Below are 22,117 nucleotides of genomic sequence, written 5' to 3' on the forward strand. Positions count from 1 at the left end.
CAGCCCTCAGACGGGCGCAGCGGCCCTCGCGAGATTATTTCGTGTCCAGCGTGCGGCGAACAGCAGATGGCCGGTCGCCCACAGGTTGCAGAGCGCGAGCGCCACCATGCCGTAGGAAAGCGCCTTGTCGCCGAACTGCGGATTCAGCCCATCGCTGAGCCAGCCGACGATCTGCGGCCCGAGCCCGTAGCCGCACATGTTGCAGAGCACTTGCAGCAGCGCCATCGTGGTGCCGCGCATGTTGGTGCGCGTGAGTTCCATCGATAGCGGATAGCCGGTCGCGACGATCATCGCGTTGGCGAAGTGCTGAATCGCGAAGCCGGCGACCGTGAGCCACAGCGAGCCTGCGAGAATGCCGTAGACCGCAGCAGGCACGGTCAGAAAGGTCGCGAGTGCGGTGAGCTTGGGCAACTGCGAGGGATCGCGTTCGCTGATGCGGCTCGCGAGCCAGCCGCCCGCGAGCGAGCCGAGCATGCCGAATGTGGCGACGCCGAAGGCCAGTGAAAAGCCAGCGGTTTTGAGGTTGACGCCGTAGCTGCGAATCATCAGCGGAGCGAGCCAGGCGCTCATGCCGGCGGTCACCGCCATCGCGATGACGATGCCGATCATCGTGTGCACCTGCGCACGCTGCGACCAGATGAAGCGCAGCGTCTGTATGAACGGAGGCGGCGGTTGCATGCCGCTGGCGCCGACGGGATCGGGGGCATCGCTGGCCCCGCGACGCGGCTCGCGTATGGTGCCGAGCAACAGCAGCACGAGCAGCAGGCCCGGAATACCGGCGACGAGAAACGCCGCCCGCCAGCCGTACTGCTGCGCGACGATGGCCGCGACCGCGAAGCCGACGATGGTGCCGATCTGCGTGCCCGTGTAGTAAATGCCCATCGCCATCGGCCGCGACTTGCGATCGAAGTAATCGGCCAGCAGCGACATGTTGGTGGGCGTCCCGCCGGATTCCGCTGCGCCGATGCCGATGCGCGCGAGCACCAGCGACAGATAGCTGTTGGCGATCCCGCAGAGCGCGGTGAGGCCGCTCCAGACGAACAGCAGCGTCGACAGCAGGCGCACGCGATGCACGCGATCGACCAGCCAGCCGAGCGGCAGGCCGGCGAGCCCGAACGCGATCGCATAGCTCAGGCCGGCGAGAAAGCCGAGCTGGCTGTCGGATAGCGCGAATTCGTGCTTGATCGGTTCCAGCAGCAGCGTGACGATCTGCCGGTCCATGTGATGCATCGCGTAGATCAGCACCAGCGTGCTGAGTACGTACCAGCGATAGCGTGACGGCGCCGCCGTCGACGCGGCGGGCGCTTGCGAGCTGTTCACCTTGAGATCCTCCGGGCCGTGGATACCGCGGGCCTGCATCTGATTATCGGGCGGTGCCATGTGGCGGCCGCTTGCGCGGGCGTCGGAAAAGCGAGCGCGCCCGTGGACCGGAGTATAGACGCTGGAAAACTTAAACTGAAAGCGCTTCAAATCAGGAAGGATTGGTGAGTTGATCGGACATGAAGTGAATTTCATGATGGAAAGTGAAACGCTTGCAGTGAAGCCGGGATCAGGCTTCGACGGCGCCGCGCAGGTAGGCGTCGATGGTGCCCGCGCAGCCGATGTGATCGTCTTCGCCGGGCGCAGCGAAGCGTGTGATCGGCTCGAGCAGCACCGGGCCGCGGCGACCGCAGGCGCAGGTCGGCGCGAAATCGATGCGCACGCGGTCGCCGCCGATCACGCCGCCCCAGCGTCCTTCGAACAGCAGGTCGACGAAAGCGAAGCGACCTTCGACGACGCCGTCGGCACGGCCGATCAACTCGTCCGCGTTCGCGTTGACGACGAGCGGGATCAGGCCGGCCGGCACGTGATAGCGCTGCGCCTCGCAGCGCGGAAGCATCAGCGCCATCTCGGTCATGCCGTAGTTCTTCGGCCGCTTGACGTTGCCGTAGAAGCGGTTGATCTGTTGTTCGTAGTCATCGGGCAGCATGATGCCCTTGAGCCCGCCGCCCGCGGCGACGAGGCTGTCGGGGTGGAACTCGCCGTCGCCGATACCCATCGAGCGCGCGGTCTGCATGATGATCCAGTGCTGGGCCCACATGCCCGAGAGGAAGATCGGCTCGTGCCGATGCGCGAGGATCTTCTCGACCATCTGGCGGAGCTTGGCCTGAGACTGCAGGTTCTTCGCCGCAGTCTCGGCTTCGAAGTTTGCGATCTCGGTCGGTGTCGCAACGCCTTCCTTCATGCGCTTGCGCAGTGTCGCGGCGCGGCTCACCTCGGAGATCCTGAGCGGCTCGTCCGAAAGAAAGTGGATGTCGCCGGGCCGACCCCAGAGCTCCGCATTCATCAGCGAGGACTGCACGCCGTAGTTCGGCCCGCCCTTCGGAAACAGCTGGAAAACGGGTCGGTCCTGCTTCGGCGTGAGCCCGAGAAAGCCACCCATGACGACCTTGAAGTACTCGCGCAACGCTTCGCGATCACGCAGGCTGCGATTGAGGAACGAACATTTTCCGGAGGTACCGCTCGTCGCCATGACCTGGTGGCCGGAGGCCCAAAGGCGATCGATCCAGTCGTCGATGCCCTTGACGTCGCGGATATCGGTATCGCGCAAATCCTCGACCGACAGCGTCTGCAGCCATTGCAGCATGCGGTCCCAGCGGCCCTGTTCGATGAAGGAGGGCGGGTAGGATTTGTACGCCGTATGCGGCAGCAGCAGCGGCAGCAAGTCGTCGAGCTTGCCGATGCGCGTGATCGCGCCGTCGTCGGCGCGGCGCTTGAGCAGCGGCAATTGCTCGATGCGCTGTTCGAACAGTTCCTGCGCTGCGAGCAGCTGCAATTCGGCGATCTCGCGCGCGTCGCGCTCGTAGTGATCGGGGGCGCTACAGAGATCGAGCAACTGGCGTCGAATGGGCGTCATGGCGGAGAGACTCAGCGAGCGAAATCGGTCGACAGCGTCAGCGCTTCCCAGCGCGTGAGCTCGGACTTGAGCGCATCGATCTTCTGATGCACGCGCGGCAGTACGTCGCTGCCGAGCACGAGGCGCAGCGGGGGTTCCGGCATTCCGGTGAGCTGGACCAGCACCTGCGCCGCCTTGGCCGGATCGCCGGGCTGCTGGTTGTGGAACTTGCCGAGCATCTCGCGCATGCGTCCGGCCGTCGCCGCGTAATCGTCGATCGCCGGCTGCGAATAAGCCGAGCTGTCGCCCGCGAACTCGGTGCGGAATCCACCCGGTTCGACGATGGTCACGCGTATGCCGAGCGGAGCCACTTCGCCGGACAGCGCTTCGGACAAGCCTTCGAGTGCGAACTTCGAGGCCGCATAGCAGCCGAGGCCCGGCGAGCCGATGCGGCCGGCCACCGAGGCGATGTTGAGGATGTGGCCCGAGCGCTGCTTGCGCATCTGCGGCAGCACCGCGCGCGTCACGCGCCAGGCGCCGAACAGATTGGTCTCGATCTGGCGGTGGAACTGAGCCTCGTCGGCTTCTTCGACCGCGCCGACGAGAGCATAGCCCGCGTTGTTGACGAGCACGTCGATGCGCCCGGTGATCGCGATCGCCTGTTCGATCGCATGCGGAACGCCTTCGGCATCGGTGACGTCGAGTCTGATCGCATGCGAGCGTCCGGGTGCGAGTGCCTTGAAGGCCTCGATCTGCTCGGGCTTGCGTGCGGTGCCGATGACGCTGGCGCCTGCATCGAGCGCTGCCTGCGCGAAGGCCTTGCCGAAACCACTCGAAATGCCGGTGATGAGCCAGGTGCGGCCCTGCTGCGATTGCGTCGTCATCGAACTCTCCTCGTTATGCGAAGAGTCTAGAAATCCGTGACCGAAGCGGCCCGTTCGAATCCGCCGGATAGCGATGACGAATCGGACATCGCTATAGTCGCTCCGTCGCCATCAATCGAGCGAGCCATGAGTCGCAGCGTCGCGATCCTGATACCGCCGCGTGCCGAGTTGTCGAGCGTCGCGCTCGCAACCGATCTACTACAGCTCGCCAATCGCTATTCCTGCGAACGCACCGGCGAGTTACGCGAGCGCCCGACGCGACAGGCGAAGGCGCCGCTGCGCACGCGCTGGCTGTCGATCGACGGAGCGCCGGTACGGCTCGCATCGGGCGCTTCGCTCGACGTCGACGGCGCGATCGGTAGCACATCAGCCGCGAGCTACGATGCCGTGCTGGTCGCCGCGTTCGAAACGCGCGCTGCCCGCGATTGGATCGTTACGCTCGATGCACTGTCGCCCGTCAGCGACTGGCTGCAGTTGCAAGCGAAGCGTGAAACCTGGATCGCAGCCTGCGGAGGCAGCATCGGCCTGCTCGCGGAAGCAGGACTGCTCGACGGAAAGCCGGCTTGCGTGCCTTGGTGGCTCGAGGCCGCGTTTCATCGTCGCTATCCGGCCGTCGCCCTGCAGCGATCGACCGCGCTCACGCAGGCGCCGGGCGTGTTGTGCGCAGGTCCGATGAGCGCCTGGCCTGCGCTCGCACTGCGCTTGCTGCGCGAGATCACATCGCCGAACACCGCCGATTGGGTCGAGAAGACCACGCTGATCGACGCGGCGGCCCCGGCGGCTCCCGAAGCCCTGCAACTGCACGGCCTCGTCGAAACCGCCTCGCTCGATCCACTCGTCGCGCGCGCCCAGTATTGGCTGCAGCAGCGCTACTCCGAGCCCGTGCGACTCGACGAGCTTGCGACGAGCCTTGCGGTGAGCGCACGCACCTTGCTGCGCCGATTCCGCCAGGCCACGGGCCTCGCCCCGCAAGCTTATCTGCAGCGCCTGCGCATGGAGTCGGCGCGCCGCATGCTCGATCGTACGACGCTGCCGGTGGAACAGATCGGCAGGCAGGTCGGTTACGACGATCCGGCCTTCTTCGCTCGGCTGTTCAAGCGCGAGAGCGGAATGACGCCGAGCGGCTGGCGCAGCAGGGCGAGCTGATGTCGCGTCCGGGCACTATCGGCTTGCGAGCAGGCGTTCGATGGCCCGCGCATCGGCCTGCGAAATCGGCGAGAACACGATCATGCTGAGTCCTTTGGAGCCGTCGACGGCGAAGGCGGAGTATTCGAGTGTCAATGCACCGAGCGTGGGATGCTGGAAGCGCTTGTGCCCGATGCCGTGTCCGCGCACCTCGTTCTCGGCCCAAAGGCGGCGGAATTCGGGGCTGGTCTGCTGCAACTCCGCGGCGAGCGCGTGTGCCTCCGCATTGCCCCCGGTCCGTGTCACGTCGACTCGAAACACACCGAGCGCGAAGCGCGCGTTCTCTTCCCAATCGAGCAGACGCGTACGTGATCTCGGATCGCAGAACAGCATTCTGAGCACGTTGCGCTCGCGCACGGGCAGGGCGGAGTAGTCGGTCAGCAATTGCGTCGCGGCTCGGTTCCAGGCGACCACGTCCCAGCACGGGGTCTTCACGATCGCCGCCGTACCGCACATGCAATCCAGCACGCGCTGCAGAGTCGGCGTGACGGCGGGTGTCGGGCCAGGCGCGACGGGCGGCGGTCTCTGCTGCGCGAGAAAGAACAGCATCTCGCGGCCGACCGCATCGAGCTCGAGCGCGCGCGCCAGACGTTCCAGCACTTCCTCGGAGGGTGATCCGCCACGGCCCTGTTCGAGCCAGGTATACCAGGTGACGCTGACGGCCGCGCGGGCCGCGACTTCCTCGCGTCGTAGACCGGGCGTGCGCCTGCGGCCCGGAGCGTTCGTCGCGGGCTGCAGGCGCGAGCGCCGGTCACGCAGGAAGCTGCCGAGCGAAGCGCTCGAATCCGTGGGTGCTTGCTTGAGGGTGTTAGTCGCCATACCGGTATACGCGCCCGGCTTTTTCCAGACCTGATCGGCCAAGAATACTGCGCCTGAATGAAACCAGGAGTTTGGGCATGAAGGTATTCGTAACCGGAGCGACGGGATTCGTCGGTAGTGCGGTGGTCGCGGAACTGCGTCATGCGGGACATGAGGTGCTCGGCCTTGCACGCAGCACGGCGACGGTCGAGGCGCTATCGGCGATCGGGGTTATGGCCCATCGCGGCGACGTGCAGGACTTGCGAAGCCTGCGGGAAGGTGTCGCGAAGGCGGACGCGGTGATCCACACCGCTTTCATTCACGACTTCACGAAATTCGCAGCCAATTGCGAGATCGACCGGCAGGCGATCGAGGCACTTGGCGCCGAGCTCGAGGGCTCCGACAGGCCGCTGATCGTGACGTCCGGAACCGGGCTGCTGGCTTCAGGACGGGTTTCGGACGAGCAGGCGAGGCCGGCCGGTGCGAATCCGCGCATCGCTTCGGAGCAGGCGGCCGACGCAGTCGCGGAGCGTGGGGTTCGTGTTTCGGTGGTGCGGTTGCCGCCGTCCGTGCACGGCGATGGCGATCACGGCTTCGTGCCGATGCTGATCGATCTCGCGCGTCGCAAAGGCGTTTCGGCTTACGTCGGCGAGGGCCTGAATCGCTGGCCCGCGGTCCATCGGCTCGACGCGGCGCGGGTTTACCGCCGGGTGCTCGAGACGGGCGCTCGCGAGTCGCGTTATCACGCGGTCGCCGAGGAAGGCATCGCGTTTCGCGAAATCGCGGAAGTGATCGGGCGCCGTCTGGGCCTGCCCGTCGTCGGCCGGTCCATCGAAGAAGCCACGGCGCATTTCGAGTGGTTCGCGCACTTTGCGATGCTCGACAGTCCGGCTTCGAGCCGGCAGACGCGCGAATGGCTCGGTTGGTCGCCGACTGGGCCGGGCTTGCTCGCCGATCTCGATCGTGCCGCTTACTTCGGCGGCTGATCGCCGCCGGTCTGCTCAGATCTTGCGCAGGCCCGGCGGCTGGTAGCGCCCATCGAGCAATTCCGGCTGCGGCCAGTAGAGCCGCGCGACGACATGGAACGGCTGCTGAGGCACCGGCAGCCAGTTGCTCTGGTGCGCACTGCCTGGCGATTCGTTCTGCACGTAGAGGGTCAGCGAGCCGTCGGGGCCGTAGCGCATCGGCATGCGGTCGCTGAGCTTGTAGCGGCCACTCGGGTGATTCACGAGCAGGCGCGTCTTGGCATCGTAGATCGTGTACGACCAGAAGCCTTTGACGGGCGGCGGGCGATCGAAATGCAGCACGTAGCGATGATTGCCGTCGAGCGTGTCGCCGTCGGCGTCGAGCGCGGCACTCATGTAGACGACCTCGGCCGACTCCGGCCCCCAGATCGCGTAGTTCGCGAGCGTGGCCCGGCGCAGGAAGGCATCGTCGCTGCCGGCGACGAGGCTGCGCGGGCCACGCAGGTCGAGCGGATAGACCCAGCCGTTGGTCGGGTCTTCGAGATGGGCGACGCGCGCATGTACGCGGGCTCGCGAGGCGTCGATGCCGGCCTGCATCGCGGCGCGCTGCGATTCGCTCAGTGCGCTCGCATCGAAGTCCGCGCCGGGCGTGATGCCGATCGCCTTGAAGCGCTGCATGAGCGCTGCCTCGCTCGGATGGATCGTGCAGAGACCGAGCACGAAGTTCAGATAGCGTACGAACTCGGGCCTGGCGCATTCGAACCAGCGCGGCGCATCGGGTTGCAGCCAGTCGATCTTCGGCGCCGGTTTCGGCGAGGCCTGCTGCAGATAAGAGGACAGCGGTTGCAGAGAGTACCGGTCCTGCAGCTGGTGCAGGGCCTCGAAGTCGTCCGGACCTTCGATGGCGATGCGCATGAAGAACTTGAGCAGCCAGGTTTCGAAGACCAGCACTTCGTCGATGCCGGCGGGTTTCTCTCCGCTCCAGCCCGGACCCGCGAACAGATAGCGACGCGCCGCGTTGCCGTGCGTACGCGTTCCGCGGTTCAGCACGTTGTGCGTGTAGAGGTCTTCCATCTGGATGTTCTGGAAGCGATGCGGCTCGAACTCGGGGCTCTCGAACACGAGCGGCTCGGCGCGTAGGTCGAGCCAGCTCGAGGAGTACACGGTATCGGTGCCGACCCACGGAATGTAGTTGTTGAAGGTGGGCGTGGCGACGCTGCGGAAATGCTTGAAGCGGTTGACCGGCTGACGCTCGGCCTCGGGCGCGAGCTCGAGCTGCTGCACCATGAAGCCGTACGCCATCAACAACGGATAGGCATACAGATAAGCCTCGGCCGTGAGCGCCTGCAGCGCCTCTCCATCGAGCGTGATCTTCTGCGGGGATGACATCGGAAACTCCTGCTGTGCTCGTGCGCGCATCGCGGGCAGGGCGGCGAGCGCCATCAGCAGCTCGCGCCTTTGGGGGTTCATCGCCTTGCTTCTTTAGTTGCGGCGCTCGGCGGGCACTTGATAGCGCTGCATGTAGAACGACAGCGCCCGGTAGCGCTCGTCGAGGTCGATGCCGAAGTCGTCGGCCGAATATTCGTGCCCGCCGTTCTTGTGACGCGGATGCGCAGCCAGATACTCGCGAATGCGCGTCTCGTCGCTGGCTGCCAGCGTCTTGCCGCAGACCGCATAAATGCGCCGGACCATCGTCAGCGGGTCGGCCATCAACTCGCGGAACTGGATGTCGACGACCGGCTGCTGCGGATTCGCCTGGCGATAGGCATTGATGCCGTTGAGCAGGCGCTCGACCGCGGACGAAATGTAGTCGCCGACGACGAGCGGATTCGGATGATCGAAGTAGTTGCGAATGCCCGTGCAGGTCAGGCTGCTCAGCGAGACCGTGGCGGTGACCGGATCGCGATGCGTCTGCACGATCACCGCATCGGGGAACACCTGCATGATCTCATCGAGATTCTCCATGTGCATCGGCGCCTTGAGCAGCCACTGTCCGCCGCCGCGCAGCCATTGCAGCGTTTGCAGCACGCGCTTGAAGTACGCGTAGCCTTGCGTGTGATCGGCGCGCTTGTAGTAGTCGACGTAGGATGGAACCGCGAACGACCACTCGAAGGCCATCGAGCAGAAACCCAGCGAGAGCAGGGCGATTTCCTCTTCGGGTTCCTCGGCCTCGATCTCGTGCATCTTCATCATCTCGGGCGCGACCTGGAACAGTCGGTCGAGAGCGGCCTGGGCTGCGGCGATGCGCGGATCGGGCTGTGCCACCGGCGCATCGGCCTGGCCAAACGGCAGCGGGAACATGAGCTCCCAGAACGGAGACCAGCGCAACGTCGAGTCGCGCGCCATCAGGCGCTGCAGGTAAGTCGTACCCGAACGCGGCAGGCCGACGATGAAGATCGGCGCGCTCACGGGCTGATCGAGGATCTGCGGATAGCGCGTCCACAAGTCCTGCAGGCGCAGGCGCGTCACGAGCAGGTTCATGAGTCGGCGATGCGCGTTCTCGCGGCCCGCGGCGTTGAGATCGACTTCGTCGCGCAGCGAGGCGCAGAGGATGCGCAAGGGCTCGGCGAACGGCTCGGGCCCGAAGTCGGCGAGGCCGGTTTCTTCGCGGGCGAGCGTCATGAGCTGCTGTGGGTCGAGCGTGTAGCGCTGCTCGGCCTCGCGCAGCGCGGCGGGATCGCTGGCCAGGCTGGCCGGATAGGCGAAGTCGCGGCCGCGCGCGGTGAGCTGTTCGGGCGGCGGGATCGGAATGTTTTTCAGCATGATGGCTCCTCCAGAGTGCTCGTTTCGCTGTGTTGTTCAAGCCCGCGCCAGGGATTCTTTGCGTCCCTTGGCCGCTGCCAGCGCGAGCGCGGCGCTGAGCATCGAGGCGATGTAAGGCAGACGCGGATCGATCTGATGCAGGCTCATCGCCGCGAGTGGGGCGATGATGTAGCCGGCGGACCACATCGCGCTGTTGAGTCCGGCGACTGCGCCTTGTTCGTCGCCGCGCACCGCATGCGAGGCGCCGGTTACGTTGCCGATGCGCAGCAGGCCGTAGCCGAAGCCGCAGAGCGCGGTCGCGATCCACACCATGGACAGCTGGTCGGCGAGCACGAGGCCGAGAAAGGCCAGAGCGTTGATGCTCGCGCCGAGCAGCTCGAGCGTGCGCGGCTCGGGCCGCAGGCTTTGCACGAACACCGTCTGCGCGAGCAGCGTCGAAACGGCCGAGAACATCAGTGCGAAGCCGACGGTGCGCGGAACCTCGGTGGTCGCGATGCCGAGGTGGTCCATCAGATAGAAGCCCAGCGTCTGCAGCAGCGAAGCCTGCGCGAAGCTGCCGCAGATCGCGATGAGCATGGAACTCCGCAGTCGTGGGTCGAGCGGGCTCAGGCGGGTGTTCGCTGGTGCGCCCGCCACCGGCCCCTCGCTGCGCAGGCAGCCGCGAACCCAGGCCCAGATCACGAGCGCGAGCGCCGCGGTGGCGAATAGCGGAGTCAGCACGCCGAGCGCGGTCAGCAGGCCGATCACGGCCGGGCCGAGCAGATTGCCGAGATTCCATGACGCCGTGAGCCGGCCGAGCGCGGTCGCGCGTTCGGCCGGCGAAACGCGGCTCACGATGTAGGCCTGCGAGGCGGGCAGCGATCCGCTCGACAAACCGCTGTAGGTCAGGCGCGAGAGCAGGATCAGCGCCCACAGCGTGCCGGCTCCGATCCAGCCCGCGTAGCCGAGCAGGGCGGCGCCCGCGAACATCAATTGCGACAGCATGAAGCCGACGATGCCGGTCAGGATCACGACGCGCCGGCCGCGACGATCGGAGTGTCGCCCCCACCACGTCGTCATGAACGACCAGGCGATCGCGGGTAGCACGTAGATGAGGCTCACCGCCTGATCGGCGATGCCGAGATCGCGCGCGACCGCGGGCAGAATCGCGAAGATCAGCGTCTGACCGACGCCGTGCGTGAGCATGATCAGCGTCAGCGCGACTGCATCGCGTCTCGGAAGGCCTTCGGCAGTCGCGGACTCACGTGGCTGCAAGGCCTCGGCCGCCAGCGTCGGCGTGTCGGCGATCAGCGGCGAGATCGTGGGCTGTTCTTGCGACTGCGTCATGGCGACGGCTGCCTTCGTGTCGACAGACCCTAGTCGAAGACCACGCGCGCTTCGCGTGTGCCGTCGCGCTCGATGCTGTCGACGCGGCCTCGCTGGCCGGTCCGCAGGCGCGAGAACGGAGACATGCGCGCACTGACCGCCGTCAGGACGAGTTCGCCGTCGAGGCTTTCGACGAGCCATTCGCTTTCGTCGTAGCGCAGGCCGCTGCCGTCGGCCGATTCGAACAGAAAGATCGGTCCGAGCAGGGCCTGCACGCGGCAGGCGATGCCGAGCGAGCGCAGCCGGGTCGCGGCCTGCGGCGTCGCCGTGAGTGCGCGCAGAGTGCCGAGCATGCCGTGCAGGTCGCGGCCGAGTTCGCCGAGCGCATCGAGCACCGGCAGGCTCATGCCCAGCACGGCACGCGGACGGAATCGGCGTAGCACCATGTCGCTGCGCGCGGTGTCGTGCGGCCCGCCTTCGGCCTCGATCCACGGAATGCCCAGGCGCATCGCCGCATTCTCGAACGGCCACCAGGCGATCTCCTCGGCGCCGTCGCCGATCAGGTGCACGAGTTCGGCGCTCGCCAGTCCGAGATCGGCGAACACGCGCTGCGCGTACGCGGTATCGGCCTCGACGTCGCGCTTGCTGAGCGGATAGGGCAGCGATCCCGCGGCGCAGGGCGCGAGTCCGACGATCCAGGGCGCATCGTCGGGGCGGGACAGGTAGCCGCTATGCAGCGTGGCTTGCGGGTTCGAAAGACTCATCGCGGATCTCGGGTCTGGCTCATTGCTTGGCGGTGCGCGGCATCTTGTTGCGCGGCCCGTATTTGCCGAGCTCGGAATAGGGCAGCAGTTCGAGTTCCGGCGTCACGCCGACCGCCGCTTTGACCGAGGCTTCGAGCTTGCGGCGAACCAGATCGAGATCGGGATTGCCGGCGTAGCCGACGCGCAGCTTGAGCTTCGGCAGATCGCGCGCAGGGCGAATCACCTGGAACAAGCCGGCCGAGCATTCCTCGACGTCTTCGACCGCGCCCCAAACGTCCATCGGCAGAATGGTGTGGCCTTCGACGACGACTTCGTCGCCAGTGCGGCCGAGCGTCCAGAAACGCGCGCCGCTGCGGCCGCAGCCGCAGGGTTCGGTGGTCAGGCGCACCATGTCGCCCGAGCGATAGCGGATCAGCGGATCGACGCCGTTGACGAGCGAGGTCACGCAGAGTTCGCCGACGCCATCGCCTTCGATGGCCTTGCCGGTCTCGGGATCGACGAGCTCGACGAGCGCGATGTCCTCATGCGCATGCACGCCGTCGTGCAGCGGGCATTCGTGCGCCACCGCGATGTCGCCGAACGCGGTCTGGTTGTAGATGCGGCCCTGCAGGTTCCAGCTTTCGAGCACGCGGCGCACGCGCGGGCCCATCGGCTCGCCCGCGAACATCACCGCCTTGTAGCTCGACAGCACTTCGGCCATGTCGATGCCGAGCTCACGCTGTGCGTTTTCGAGCGAGTTCACGAACGGATTGCTCGCGGTGAACAGCGCCACCGGACGATAGCGGCGCGATAGTTCAATGAAGGCGTAGACGTCGTCGGGCTTGTAGCTGATCAGGATCGGCGTGATGCCGAGCCGATCGAGGCAGCGGTAGACCGGCCCGCGAATGCGCATGTTGAGCATCACCACGGAATCGCCCGGACGCGCGCCCATGAGCCAGAGATCGCGGTGCGTATTGCTCCAGAACGCCGAAGGCCCGTGCGGATCGAGGCCGCAGCCGTCGGGCTCCAGGCCATCGGCCTTCCAGCGCCAGCCGAACACGGTCGGATCGCCGGTGGTTCCGGAACTCGAGGCGATGAAGCTCAGGTCGTTCGGATCGCAGCAGAGCAGGCCGCCGAACGGATCGTCGTGCTCGTCGCGCCAGGCGCGCGACTGATCCTTGTCCATGAACGGAGCGAGCCGCTTGAAATCGGCGATCGAGCGAACCTGCGCCGGCGTGACGCCGGCTGCTTCCCAGTTGCGGCGTACGAGCGGGGAGTGCCGATAGGCATGCTCGACCATCGCGAGCAGGCGGCGCTGTTGCAGCGCCTGCAGCTCGTCGCGCGGCAGGGTTTCGACGGCATCGAAAAAGCGCGGCTCGCTTGCGGACGAGGCTTCGAAGACGGTGTTGCTGGACATGAAGACGATTTCCCGATCGCCCGAATCGCCGGGCTTCTCCTCGCGAATGGTGTGGGCCCGGTTCATGGACGAGGCCGCTCGTGACGGGATTAGCATGCCACGAATAGGACACCATTTACAGCCATCCGTGAAACCGGCCTAAACTGGCCCGTCGGAAAAGCCGAACCGGGTCCGACCGACAACGCCAGGGGACCGTTTCCACATATCTATGCCCGCCAAGACCACGCGAGAAGAGCCCGCGGACACACGCGCCGTGTCCACGCGCAGACTCAAGGACAACGCCAGCCGCAAGCCGCGCAGCGGCAGCGACAAGTCGCAGGCCGATGCACGCGAGCGCAAGCTCGGCGAAAAGGTGGCGTTCGCGATCAAGCGCGACATCGCCGAGGCCGGCTGGCCGGTCGGCGAGGTACTCGGCAATCAGGTCGAGCTCATGAAGCGCTACAAGGTCAGCCGCTCGACGCTGCGCGAAGCGGTGCGCCAGGTCGAGCGTCACGGCGTGGCGCGCATGCGTCGCGGCATTGGCGGCGGCCTGGTGGTCCAGCAGCCCGCGCGTGGATCGGCGGTGCTCGCGCTCGCGAGCTATCTGGAACTCGCCGCGGTCAAGCTGCCCGAGCTGTTCGAAGCGCGCGAGCTGCTCGAAGGCCTGATGGTGGAACTCGCCTGCGAGCGCGCCACCGATGCCGATCTGGCGCGCATGCGTGCGCTCTACGACCAGCTCATGGCGGGTTCGGCGGACGATCTGGCGCAGGAGGTGAAGCATCACTTCGAGCTGCGGTCGGCGATCGCGGCGCTGCCGCGCAATCCGGCGCTCGCGCTGCTGATCGAATCGCTCTATCGCGTGACCAGCGACATGCTCACGGTCTCGGCCGACGATCCGCGACTGCCCGAACTCGCACGCGCCTCGCGCAAGGAAAAACGCCTGCTCGTCGATGCGCTGCTGGCTGGCGACGTCGTCGCCGGTCGGCTCGAGGTGCGCAGCACCATCAAGCGCAGCCGTAAGCTCGTCGAGGCCGAACTGCGCAAACATGGGCTGAGCTTCGAGCAGGCCAGTGCGGTGGACTTGAGCGCCGAGGCTGACCCTTCAGGCACCAGCGGACTCTACAAGCTCGGGCATCGGGTTTCGCTGCGCATCGCGCGCGACATCGCGGCGAGCGATGCGGTATCCGGCAGCCGGCTCGGGTCCGAGCCGGAGTTGCGCGAGCGCTACGGCGTCAGCCGTGCGGTGTTTCGCGAGGCCCTGCGCACGCTCGAACTGCATTGCATCGTGCAGCTGCGCCGCGGCTACAGCGGCGGCATGGTGATCGGCGTGCCCGACCCGAGCTATACCGCCGAGCTCGCGACGATCTACTTCCAGTACGCCCGGCTCAAGCCGCGGCACTTCTACGAAATGTGGCGCTCGCTGCAGCTGGCTTCGGCGCAGCTCGCGGCGCAGCGCATCACCGCCGCCGGCAAGCAGCGGCTCGAAGCCGTGATCGCCGCACAGAAGGCGGCGACGCACGAGCAGATTCCAGCCGTGCATGGGCGGCTGCATCTGGAGATCAGCGATCTGTCGGGCAACCGCGTGCTGGCCTTGTTCACGCGCATCATGTCGGACATCGCAGCCTACTATCCGACCGACATTCCGCCTGCCGAGACCTGGCAGGTGCTGTCGGGCAGCCATGCCGAAGTCGCGGCAGCGATCGGCAAGGGCGATGCGCCGCTTTCGCGCCGGCTGATGGCGCGGCACATGAAGCTCGTCGATGCCTGGTACGGCAACACCGAGCGCGAAGCCTGGTTGCACTCGCTCGAAAAAGCGCCCGAATCAGCCTGAGTCGGCGCGCGCTCGGGTGCCTGCGCGTCAGCCGCCGGCGAGTTCGCGCATGTCCGCGGTCGTCGGGTTCTGAACGCCGACGCCACCGTCGACCTGGAACATCTGCCCGGTGATGTAGCCCGATTCGTCGGAGGCCAGAAACACCGCGAGATTGCCGATGTCCTCGGGCAGGCCGAGGCGCGGAACCAGCGTGTGCTTCTTGAAGGTCTCGAGCACCGGCTTGGGCCAGCTCGGAGCGCGCGTGGTCATGATCAGCCCTGGCGCGATGGTGTTGCAGCGCACGCCCTGCTTGCCGTACTGCACAGCCACGCTGCGCGAGAACGCCTGCACGCCGCCCTTGGTCGCCGCATAGGCCGTCGGCCTGTCCATGCCTTGCACGGCCGCCATCGAAGTGGTGTTGATGATCGAGCCGCCGCCGCCTTCGATCATGATCGGCAGCACGCAGCGCGTCGGATACACCGCGCTCATCAGGTTGAGCCGAACCGCGCGATCCCAGTAACTCCAGTCCATTCCGGTCACGGTGGTATCACGCGCCGAATCGGTGAAACCGACGTTGTTATAGAGCACGTCGATGCGGCCATAGGTCTCGTGCGCGACCTCGACCATGGCCTCGATCGAGGCTTCGCTCGTCGCATCGAGCTGCACGGGCAGCGCGTCGCCGCCGGCCTGCTTGATCGCATCGACGACGGCCTGCGCGGCCGCGAGATCGAGATCGGCGACGACCACGCGCGCACCCTCGGCAGCCATGAGCTTGGCGCTCGCCCGGCCGATGCCGAGCGCTCCGCCGGTGACGATGCAGATCTTGTTCTGGAGCCGGTTCATTCTGTTCTCTTCCAAGGCGCACGGGTGCACGACGCGACGTGCAGCTTATAATGGTGCACTATTTAATCGCAATCGAGCCGAAAGGCATTACGCGGACAAGATCGAAGAGGAGATCGCATGTCGTCGTCATCGACATCGGGAAGCGTGACCGTCCTGCGCGAGCGGCCACACCTGGCCTGCATCGTCATCGACCGGCCCGCCGCGCGTAACGCGATCGATCCGGCGATGGCCGAGGCACTCGAAGCGGCGGCCGAAGCGGTCGAGGCCGATGCCGACATTCGAGCTGTCGTGCTCACCGGGGCCGGTGGGCTCGCGTTCTCGGCCGGAGCCGATCTGGCAACGCTTTCCGCGGGCCGCAGCGACGAACTGCTGCGACCGCGAGGCGGCTATCTGGGGCTGTCGTCATTTCCGCGCCGCAAGCCCTGGATCGCGGCGATCCGGGGCGTCGCCGCGGGCGGTGGGCTCGAGCTCGCATTGTCCTGCGATCTGATCGTCGCCGGAGAGACCGCGCGCCTGGGCTTGCCCGAAACGAGCCGCGGCACCATCGCGGGCGCCTGCGGCGTCTATCGCCTGCCCAAGCGCGTGCCGCGCGCGATCGCGATCGAATGGCTCGCGACGGCCGAGCTCATCGCGGCCAGGCGCTGCTACGAGGTCGGGCTCATCAATCGTCTCGTACCCGACGATCAGGTCGTCGACGAGGCTTACGCGCTCGCCGAGCGCATCGCGCGCAATTCGCCGATCGCGGTGCGCGAATCGCTCGCCATCGCGCGTGTCGCGGCCGAACTCGGTGAAGACGAGGCGCGGGCGATGACCGACGCCGCAGTGCTGCGCGTCAACGCCTCGCCCGACAACCGCGAAGGGCCTGCCGCTTTTCTCGAAAAGCGCATGCCGCGCTGGAGCGAGTGACGCATGGGAGCCGACAACTCAGCCGAGCAGATTGCCCGCCAGACTTTGGCCGCGGCATGGCAGTCGTTCGCGGACGAGATCGCGAGCGGCGCTTCGATCGTTTCCGCGGCGCCGTTCGCGAACAATCCGCGCGATCTCGCCGAAGGCCATCGCTATCTCGCGCGACTGATCGCGTTCGCGATCCAGGAAGAATTCGGCTTCGCCGATCCGGAGTTTCCGGCTTTCCACCGCGGGCTCGATCCGCTCGCGCCCTGGGGTGCGCCCAATCTCGACAACATCTACCTGACCGCGACGATCGATGGCCGCCACGCCTATCGCGTCTGGGCGCACGTGAGCACGATCGACGGCTTCATCCTCAATACCAACGAGGGCGTGTTTCCGATCTTTCCGGGTTTCAGGACCACAGGCGAAACGAGTTCGCGCGACCTGATCATTGGAGAAGACGGCCACTTCGAGCTGCTGCTGAGTGCCGAGCGTCCGGCTGACTGGAAAGGCAACTGGATGCGGCTCAAACCGGCCGATCTGAAGTTCAGTGTGCGCCAGTACCTGAGCGACTGGGATCGGCATCTGCCCGCCGACTTTCACATCGTCAAGCTCGGCAACGAGGGGCTGACGCCGGCTCCGTTGACGCCCGAGCGCTGCGCCAAGGCGCTCGCCGACGCGGTGCACTGGGCGAAAACGCTCGCCGCCTACTACCTCAAGCGACTTGCCAACGAACTCGTCGCGAGCCGCTACAACGAGCTGCCGACACCGCAGAAGCGCGTGCCGGGCTCCGAGTACGTGCACTACGGCGTGACATTCTTCGATGTCGCCGAAGACGAGGCGTTGCTGATCGAAATGCCGGACGAGCCCGTACCGGGGTATCAACCGTATTGGAGTTTCCAGCTCTACAACCTGTGGAACGAGTCGACCGATCCGTTTCATCGCATCACCTGCATCAACCGCAAGCAGGCGCAGATCGACGAAGACGGCGTGCTGCGCATCGTGATCGCGCAGCGCGATCCGGGTGTGCCGAACTGGCTCGATACCGACGGCCAGCGTCGCGGCTACCTGTGGTATCGCTGGATCTGGGCTGACAAGGTTCCGTCGCCGGCCGGACGTCTCGTCAAGCTCGCGGAGCTGCGCCAGCAGCTGCCGGCTTTCGTTCCGCAGGTGAGCGAGGCGCAGCGTCGCGAGCAGCGCGCGCGCCGGCGCACGCATCTGGAGACGCGTTACTTCCGCTAGTGAGTGGCTGCGTCGGTGGCCTGGCCGAAGGCCTGAGCTACCGGCTCAGCGCGAGAAGCCGCCATGAAGTAGCTTCCGCCCGCGAGCGCGAGCTTGCGGCCTTCGCGATCGAGTGCTTCGACGCTGACCGACGACAGCCGAGTGCCGAGCTTGCGCAATCGCGAGATCAGCAGCACATCGTCGGCGGGCGCGGGTTCGATCGGATCGAAGCGCAGATCGGCGATCGCCCCGCCGACTCCGTCGAGCCCGAGCAGCAGGTAGCCGAGCGCAGCGTTCATCGCGAAGGCGAGCGCTCCGTCGTCGATTCCGTCGCGGCCCTGCCCGGAGCTGAATTCCGTGCGCCAGGGCAGGCGCAGCATCAGCGTGTCCGCGGTGATCGAAAGCGCTTGCAAGCCGAGCCAGGCATTGCTCGGGCTTTGCGCGATCTGCGCATTGAGCGCCGCGCAATCGAGCCGCGGAAGCGCGTCCGTGCTCATGCCTGCGTCAGATAGACCGCGCGGCCACTCGCGAGATGCTGGCCTTGCTCGTCGCGAATCGTCACGTCGACGTTCGCGAGCGTGCGTCCGAGCTTGACTACCTGCGCCGAGACGAGCAGATCGCCGGGCTTGCCGGGACGGTGGAAATCGCAGCGCAAATCGACGGTCGGAACCGTGCGCCCGAGCTGGGTGGTGACCGCGTAGCAGCCACAGGAATTCACGAGCGCTGCGAAGATGCCGCCGTGCGCATGCCCGGTCTTCGCGGCGCCGACGAATTCCTCGCGCCAGCGCACGCGCACGACGATGCCGGCCTCGCCGATCGACTCCACCTGCTGGCCGAGCCAGGCATTGAACGGGCTCGTGGCGATGATGGCATTGAGCGCCTCGACACTCAGCGGAAGATTGTCGGCCTGCATGTCGGGTGTTCCTGGCTGGCGGTTCGTCATGTCGAGCGGGGTGGGGTATTGGCGTGGCGCCGGCTTCACCGTGCGCCACCCCGGTGTTCATGCGTTCGGCATCTCGCCTGGCCCTGGCCAGGGCTTCCACTCGGTGTAGCGCTGCAATTCCTGGGGCTGGTTCTCGACGAGCCGCGCGGTGTCGGGATTCATGAACTCGTCGTAATGCCGGGCGATGGCTTCTGGCGTGGCCTGGGCATCGAACCAGCCGCGCGTGTTGCACCAGGCCGTGCGAGAGATTCGTCCACCGCCACAGCTGAAGACTTCGCCGCTGGCCTGCAGCGACTCGGACAGCAGGAACAGGGCCGGCGCCGCGATGAGCTCGGGCGAGAAGCCCTGGTCGATCCAGTCGCGAAAAGGCCCGGGCGGAATCCGCGCGGTCATCGCGGTGCTCGCGACGGGCAGCATCGCGTTGACCTTGATGTCGAACTCGCGGCCTTCTCGCGCATTGTCCTTGGTCAGCGAGATGAGTCCGCCCTTGGACGCTGCATACGCTGCGCTGCGTCCCATGCCGAGCGCTGCATTCGAAGCGATGTTGAGAATGCGGCCGTAACGCTGGTTTCTGAGAATCGGCCAAGCGGCCTGGGTGAGCGCATACGGGCCGATCAGATTCACCCGAAGCACGCGCAGCACCTCGTGCTCGTCGACCTCGGAGAAAGCGCCGGGTGCGGACGTCCCTGCACAATTGACGAGCAGATCGAGCCGGCCGAAGGCCTGAAGCGCCTGCGCGACGATCTCGCGCGCGCCGGCGAAGTCGCCGACCGCGGTTTCATTGCCGACCGCCAGACCGCCGGCCTGGCGAATCTCGTCGACGATGGTTTGCGTATCGCGCAGATCGTTGACGAGAACGCGAGCCCCGCAGGCGGCGAGCGCCGATGCGACGGCCCGACCGATGCCGCTGGCCGCGCCGGTGACGATCGCAGCGCGATCGTCGAAATCGATGACTCCGAGGGCTGTCGTCATGTTTCGTCCGCGCCGATCTTTCGAGGCGATCGGTACGTGCCGATCATCGTGTGGCGATTTCTCCTTTCAATAGTATACCATTTAAGAAAGACCGGCGACGCATCCGCGACCGACCGAAAAAGGCGCGCAGTGCGAGCGCGAGGAGAACGAATGGCGTTCAGCGACATGGCCGACGATGCGATTCCGCGAGGACGCCTGCGCGGCAAGGTGGCGGTGATCACCGGCGCGAGCTATGGCATCGGTCGCGGACTCGCGATGCGATTCGCGAAGGAGGGCGCGCGGCTGGTGCTCTGCTCACGCACGGCTTCGCGGGCCGGCGAAATGCTCGACGCGGTGCGCGAGATCACCCCGGCCGTGCACTACGTGCCGGCCGACGTCGGCATCCGCTCCGAGATCGAACACGTGATCGCCGAAGCGGCGCGCGTCTATGGTCGAGTCGATGCCTTGGTCAACAACGCGCAGACGGTGATGCCGTGGACGCCGCTGGAGGACAAGCCCGATGACGACTGGCAGCAGACGCTGCAATCGGGCTTGCAGGCGACGCTTTGGGCCATGCGCGCCGCGTTTCCGCTCATGAAGGCGCAGGGTGGCGGACGCATCGTCAACTTCGGTTCGATCTTCGGCGTCAACGGTAGCCGCTGGGCCGCCGACTACGCGGCCTGCAAGGAAGCCATACGCGGACTCACGCGCACGGCCGCGAACGAATGGGGTCGCTACGGCATCACCGTCAACGTGGTGCTGCCGGCGGCCGAGAGCGATGCGACGAAAGCGTTCAAGCAGAACCATTCGGCCGCGTACCAGCTCATGCGCGGACGCGTGCCGCTGCATCGGCACGGCGACCCGGAGACCGACATCGGTGGTGCGATCCTCGGCCTGGTTGCGGACGAAGGGCGCTTCATCACCGGCGAGACGTTCTTTCTCGATGGCGGACTCGGCATCTCGCGGCCCGTGCAGGCGCATCAGCCGCACGTGAGGCACTGACATGGCGGGCCTGCTCGAAAACAAGGTCGCGCTCGTCGTCGGCGCCGGACGCCACCCGGGACTCGGAATCGCTCAACGCTATGCGCGCGAGGGCGCGAAGCTGCTGCTGATCGATCGCGACGCGGAGGCCTTGAAGACTTATGCCGACACTCTCGGTGCGAGCGTCTTCGTCGCCGTGCCGGGAGAGAAAAGCGCCTTGCTGAGCGCGATCGCCGAGGCGATCGCGGTGCATGGGCGCATCGACATCCTCGTCAACGCGGCGGCCGAAGCGCCGGCCTGGCAACGGCTCGAGGAGCTGTCCGATGCAGACTACGATGCCGCATTCGCGCAAGGCTTTTCGGCCGCGCGCTGGGCGATGCTCGCGGTGCAGCCCACCATGCGCGAACAGGGCGGCGGACGCATCCTCAACCTCGGTTCGATCTACGGCGAGAACGTGGCCGAATACATCGGCGCTTATGCAGCCGCAGCCGAAGCGCTGCGCGCGCTCACGCGCACGGCCGCGCAGGAGTGGGGCGCCGACGGCATTCTCGTCAACGTGCTGATGCCGACGGTCGACGACGAGCGCTTCCGGGCCTACGCACAACGGCAGGCTGAACAGGTGGAGCGCACGCTGCCGCTCGTGGCCCTGCAACGCTTCGGCGATCCGGTCGAGGATGTCGGCGGAGCCGCAGTGCTGCTCGCGGGCGAAGACGGCCGCTACATCACCGGCTACACGATTCATGCCGATGGCGGTTATCACATGGCCGGTCCGGTTTACGTTCCGGTTCTGGAGTCAGCCTCATGAGCGCCGCATTCGCACGCCGCTTCGAAAACAAGGTCGCGCTCGTCACCGGTGCCGGCGCGGGCATCGGACGCGCGGTCGCCTTGAGGCTCGTCGAAGAAGGCGCGCAGGTGTTCGCGGTGAGCCGTGGAGACAACGTCGACGAGCTCGCGGCCCTGCATCCGGAGCGCATCGTCGCGCACCGCGCCGATGTCGGCGTTCCCGAGCAGATCGAAGCGATGATCGCGGCCTGTGTCGCCCGCTGCGGGCGCATCGACGTGCTCTGCAACAATGCCGGCATTTCGCATGGCGGAACACCGCTGCACGAGATCGATCTCGAACTCTGGGATCGCATCATGGACGTGAATCTGCGTGGGGCTTTCCTCGTGCTCAAGTACGTGCTGCCGGTGATGATGCGCCAGCGCTACGGGTCCGTCGTCAACATGTCCTCGGTCGGCGGTACGCGTCCCTCCGTGGGTTCGGCGGCGTACATCGTCGGCAAGGCCGGACTCAACATGCTGACCAGGATCGCGGCGCTCGAATACGTGGGCCACGGCATCCGCATCAACGCGGTCGCACCGGGCACCATCCGCACGCCGCTGGTCGAAAAATCGGGCGCTGCCTTGATCGAATTCAAGGAATCGGTGACGCCGATGCACAGGCTCGGAACACCCGAGGAGATCGCCGCATTGACCGCCTTCCTGGCTTCGGACGAGGCCTCGTACATCACCGGGGCGATCTATGCGATCGACGGTGGACGCTGTGCCGAATAAGCGACGTATCGG

21 protein-coding genes are annotated in these 22,117 nt (G+C 66.4%); 8 read left to right on the plus strand and 13 right to left on the minus strand.

Translation table 11 applies throughout. The features are described from left to right. Positions 1-6: 6 nt before the first annotated feature. From AC3WUM_RS03305 to AC3WUM_RS03315, 3 genes are all read right to left on the minus strand, one after another. On the minus strand, positions 7-1,380 hold the full coding sequence (locus tag AC3WUM_RS03305; protein ID WP_492408679.1) for a spinster family MFS transporter: 1,374 nt from the start codon (positions 1,378-1,380) through the stop codon (positions 7-9). Between the two features lie 169 nt (positions 1,381-1,549). Then, positions 1,550-2,896 carry a hypothetical protein gene (locus AC3WUM_RS03310; protein ID WP_492408681.1) on the minus strand — a complete coding sequence of 449 codons (1,347 nt, stop codon included), beginning with the start codon at positions 2,894-2,896 and terminating at the stop codon, positions 1,550-1,552. An 11-nt stretch (positions 2,897-2,907) separates the two neighbouring features. Then, entirely contained in the window at positions 2,908-3,759 is an 852-nt protein-coding gene (locus AC3WUM_RS03315; RefSeq protein WP_492408683.1) for an oxidoreductase, read from the minus strand. Between the two features lie 126 nt (positions 3,760-3,885). On the opposite strand from AC3WUM_RS03315, the gene AC3WUM_RS03320 reads away from it, so the two are divergent. Continuing rightward, positions 3,886-4,905: a GlxA family transcriptional regulator gene (locus AC3WUM_RS03320; protein ID WP_492408685.1), complete on the plus strand. Its 1,020-nt coding sequence runs from the start codon at positions 3,886-3,888 to the stop codon at positions 4,903-4,905. Positions 4,906-4,920: 15 nt separating this feature from the next. Here the strand turns inward: AC3WUM_RS03320 and AC3WUM_RS03325 are convergent, their stop codons facing one another. Next, positions 4,921-5,763: a helix-turn-helix transcriptional regulator gene (locus AC3WUM_RS03325; protein WP_492408686.1), complete on the minus strand. Its 843-nt coding sequence runs from the start codon at positions 5,761-5,763 to the stop codon at positions 4,921-4,923. A 77-nt stretch (positions 5,764-5,840) separates the two neighbouring features. Here AC3WUM_RS03325 and AC3WUM_RS03330 point away from each other — a divergent pair, with 77 nt between their 5' ends. Beyond that, entirely contained in the window at positions 5,841-6,728 is an 888-nt protein-coding gene (locus AC3WUM_RS03330; protein ID WP_492408687.1) for an SDR family oxidoreductase, read from the plus strand. Positions 6,729-6,743: 15 nt separating this feature from the next. Here AC3WUM_RS03330 and AC3WUM_RS03335 read toward each other — a convergent pair whose 3' ends face one another. The 5 genes from AC3WUM_RS03335 to AC3WUM_RS03355 are packed head-to-tail and all read right to left on the minus strand — an operon-like array spanning position 6,744 to position 13,001. Next, complete coding sequence (locus AC3WUM_RS03335; protein ID WP_492408688.1) at positions 6,744-8,177, minus strand: DUF1254 domain-containing protein; 1,434 nt, start codon at positions 8,175-8,177, stop codon at positions 6,744-6,746. A 12-nt stretch (positions 8,178-8,189) separates the two neighbouring features. Beyond that, on the minus strand, positions 8,190-9,470 hold the full coding sequence (locus AC3WUM_RS03340; RefSeq protein WP_492408689.1) for a sulfotransferase family protein: 1,281 nt from the start codon (positions 9,468-9,470) through the stop codon (positions 8,190-8,192). Between the two features lie 36 nt (positions 9,471-9,506). Continuing rightward, positions 9,507-10,796, minus strand: coding sequence for an MFS transporter (locus AC3WUM_RS03345; protein ID WP_492408690.1), 1,290 nt, complete (start codon positions 10,794-10,796; stop codon positions 9,507-9,509). Between the two features lie 29 nt (positions 10,797-10,825). Next, positions 10,826-11,539 carry a hypothetical protein gene (locus AC3WUM_RS03350; protein WP_492408691.1) on the minus strand — a complete coding sequence of 238 codons (714 nt, stop codon included), beginning with the start codon at positions 11,537-11,539 and terminating at the stop codon, positions 10,826-10,828. 19 nt (positions 11,540-11,558) lie between these two features. Further along, a complete protein-coding gene (locus AC3WUM_RS03355; protein WP_492408692.1) occupies positions 11,559-13,001 on the minus strand; it encodes a phenylacetate--CoA ligase family protein in 1,443 nt (480 codons plus the stop codon). Between the two features lie 187 nt (positions 13,002-13,188). On the opposite strand from AC3WUM_RS03355, the gene AC3WUM_RS03360 reads away from it, so the two are divergent. After that, positions 13,189-14,745: a FadR/GntR family transcriptional regulator gene (locus AC3WUM_RS03360; protein WP_492408693.1), complete on the plus strand. Its 1,557-nt coding sequence runs from the start codon at positions 13,189-13,191 to the stop codon at positions 14,743-14,745. A gap of 27 nt (positions 14,746-14,772) precedes the next feature. Here AC3WUM_RS03360 and AC3WUM_RS03365 read toward each other — a convergent pair whose 3' ends face one another. Then, entirely contained in the window at positions 14,773-15,567 is a 795-nt protein-coding gene (locus AC3WUM_RS03365) for an SDR family NAD(P)-dependent oxidoreductase (protein ID WP_492408694.1), read from the minus strand. Between the two features lie 117 nt (positions 15,568-15,684). On the opposite strand from AC3WUM_RS03365, the gene AC3WUM_RS03370 reads away from it, so the two are divergent. Both AC3WUM_RS03370 and AC3WUM_RS03375 read left to right on the plus strand, forming a co-directional pair. After that, positions 15,685-16,473, plus strand: a complete 789-nt coding sequence (locus AC3WUM_RS03370; RefSeq protein WP_492408696.1) for an enoyl-CoA hydratase-related protein — start codon at positions 15,685-15,687, stop codon at positions 16,471-16,473. Between the two features lie 3 nt (positions 16,474-16,476). Next, positions 16,477-17,697 carry a DUF1214 domain-containing protein gene (locus tag AC3WUM_RS03375; protein ID WP_492408697.1) on the plus strand — a complete coding sequence of 407 codons (1,221 nt, stop codon included), beginning with the start codon at positions 16,477-16,479 and terminating at the stop codon, positions 17,695-17,697. Here AC3WUM_RS03375 and AC3WUM_RS03380 read toward each other — a convergent pair. From AC3WUM_RS03380 to AC3WUM_RS03390, 3 genes are all read right to left on the minus strand, one after another. Continuing rightward, positions 17,694-18,173, minus strand: a complete 480-nt coding sequence (locus AC3WUM_RS03380; RefSeq protein WP_492408698.1) for a hypothetical protein — start codon at positions 18,171-18,173, stop codon at positions 17,694-17,696. The two genes, AC3WUM_RS03375 and AC3WUM_RS03380, sit on opposite strands and share 4 nt — an antisense overlap. Continuing rightward, complete coding sequence (locus tag AC3WUM_RS03385) at positions 18,170-18,589, minus strand: PaaI family thioesterase (protein WP_492408699.1); 420 nt, start codon at positions 18,587-18,589, stop codon at positions 18,170-18,172. Before AC3WUM_RS03385 ends, AC3WUM_RS03380 begins: the two co-directional genes overlap by 4 nt. 87 nt (positions 18,590-18,676) lie before the next feature. After that, positions 18,677-19,591: an SDR family NAD(P)-dependent oxidoreductase gene (locus tag AC3WUM_RS03390; RefSeq protein ID WP_492408700.1), complete on the minus strand. Its 915-nt coding sequence runs from the start codon at positions 19,589-19,591 to the stop codon at positions 18,677-18,679. Positions 19,592-19,741: 150 nt separating this feature from the next. Between AC3WUM_RS03390 and AC3WUM_RS03395 the strand changes: the two genes are divergently transcribed. Genes AC3WUM_RS03395 through AC3WUM_RS03405 form a run of 3 tightly spaced genes read left to right on the plus strand, consistent with a single transcriptional unit; the run spans position 19,742 to position 22,105 of the window. Continuing rightward, positions 19,742-20,572 (plus strand): SDR family NAD(P)-dependent oxidoreductase, encoded by an 831-nt coding sequence (locus tag AC3WUM_RS03395; protein ID WP_492408701.1) that lies wholly within the window; start codon positions 19,742-19,744, stop codon positions 20,570-20,572. A 1-nt stretch (position 20,573) separates the two neighbouring features. Next, entirely contained in the window at positions 20,574-21,356 is a 783-nt protein-coding gene (locus tag AC3WUM_RS03400; protein ID WP_492408703.1) for an SDR family NAD(P)-dependent oxidoreductase, read from the plus strand. Continuing rightward, positions 21,353-22,105 carry an SDR family NAD(P)-dependent oxidoreductase gene (locus AC3WUM_RS03405; RefSeq protein WP_492408704.1) on the plus strand — a complete coding sequence of 251 codons (753 nt, stop codon included), beginning with the start codon at positions 21,353-21,355 and terminating at the stop codon, positions 22,103-22,105. Before AC3WUM_RS03400 ends, AC3WUM_RS03405 begins: the two co-directional genes overlap by 4 nt. Positions 22,106-22,117: the final 12 nt, after the last annotated feature.

The organism is Hydrocarboniphaga sp. FW305-C-57 (genome assembly GCF_058783045.1).

Bases quoted from the DNA above. Each gene is read 5' to 3' on its own strand.
- AC3WUM_RS03405 (WP_492408704.1), top strand. From the start codon at position 21,353: ATGAGCGCCGCATTCGCACGCCGCTTCGAAAACAAGGTCGCGCTCGTC.
- AC3WUM_RS03335 (WP_492408688.1), bottom strand. From the start codon at position 8,177: ATGAACCCCCAAAGGCGCGAGCTGCTGATGGCGCTCGCCGCCCTGCCC.
- AC3WUM_RS03400 (WP_492408703.1), top strand. From the start codon at position 20,574: ATGGCGGGCCTGCTCGAAAACAAGGTCGCGCTCGTCGTCGGCGCCGGA.
- AC3WUM_RS03320 (WP_492408685.1), top strand. From the start codon at position 3,886: ATGAGTCGCAGCGTCGCGATCCTGATACCGCCGCGTGCCGAGTTGTCG.
- AC3WUM_RS03310 (WP_492408681.1), bottom strand. From the start codon at position 2,896: ATGACGCCCATTCGACGCCAGTTGCTCGATCTCTGTAGCGCCCCCGAT.
- AC3WUM_RS03395 (WP_492408701.1), top strand. From the start codon at position 19,742: ATGGCGTTCAGCGACATGGCCGACGATGCGATTCCGCGAGGACGCCTG.
- AC3WUM_RS03385 (WP_492408699.1), bottom strand. From the start codon at position 18,589: ATGCAGGCCGACAATCTTCCGCTGAGTGTCGAGGCGCTCAATGCCATC.
- AC3WUM_RS03390 (WP_492408700.1), bottom strand. From the start codon at position 19,591: ATGACGACAGCCCTCGGAGTCATCGATTTCGACGATCGCGCTGCGATC.
- AC3WUM_RS03315 (WP_492408683.1), bottom strand. From the start codon at position 3,759: ATGACGACGCAATCGCAGCAGGGCCGCACCTGGCTCATCACCGGCATT.
- AC3WUM_RS03355 (WP_492408692.1), bottom strand. From the start codon at position 13,001: ATGAACCGGGCCCACACCATTCGCGAGGAGAAGCCCGGCGATTCGGGC.
- AC3WUM_RS03365 (WP_492408694.1), bottom strand. From the start codon at position 15,567: ATGAACCGGCTCCAGAACAAGATCTGCATCGTCACCGGCGGAGCGCTC.
- AC3WUM_RS03375 (WP_492408697.1), top strand. From the start codon at position 16,477: ATGGGAGCCGACAACTCAGCCGAGCAGATTGCCCGCCAGACTTTGGCC.
- AC3WUM_RS03345 (WP_492408690.1), bottom strand. From the start codon at position 10,796: ATGACGCAGTCGCAAGAACAGCCCACGATCTCGCCGCTGATCGCCGAC.
- AC3WUM_RS03350 (WP_492408691.1), bottom strand. From the start codon at position 11,539: ATGAGTCTTTCGAACCCGCAAGCCACGCTGCATAGCGGCTACCTGTCC.
- AC3WUM_RS03305 (WP_492408679.1), bottom strand. From the start codon at position 1,380: ATGGCACCGCCCGATAATCAGATGCAGGCCCGCGGTATCCACGGCCCG.
- AC3WUM_RS03340 (WP_492408689.1), bottom strand. From the start codon at position 9,470: ATGCTGAAAAACATTCCGATCCCGCCGCCCGAACAGCTCACCGCGCGC.
- AC3WUM_RS03370 (WP_492408696.1), top strand. From the start codon at position 15,685: ATGTCGTCGTCATCGACATCGGGAAGCGTGACCGTCCTGCGCGAGCGG.
- AC3WUM_RS03325 (WP_492408686.1), bottom strand. From the start codon at position 5,763: ATGGCGACTAACACCCTCAAGCAAGCACCCACGGATTCGAGCGCTTCG.
- AC3WUM_RS03380 (WP_492408698.1), bottom strand. From the start codon at position 18,173: ATGAGCACGGACGCGCTTCCGCGGCTCGATTGCGCGGCGCTCAATGCG.
- AC3WUM_RS03330 (WP_492408687.1), top strand. From the start codon at position 5,841: ATGAAGGTATTCGTAACCGGAGCGACGGGATTCGTCGGTAGTGCGGTG.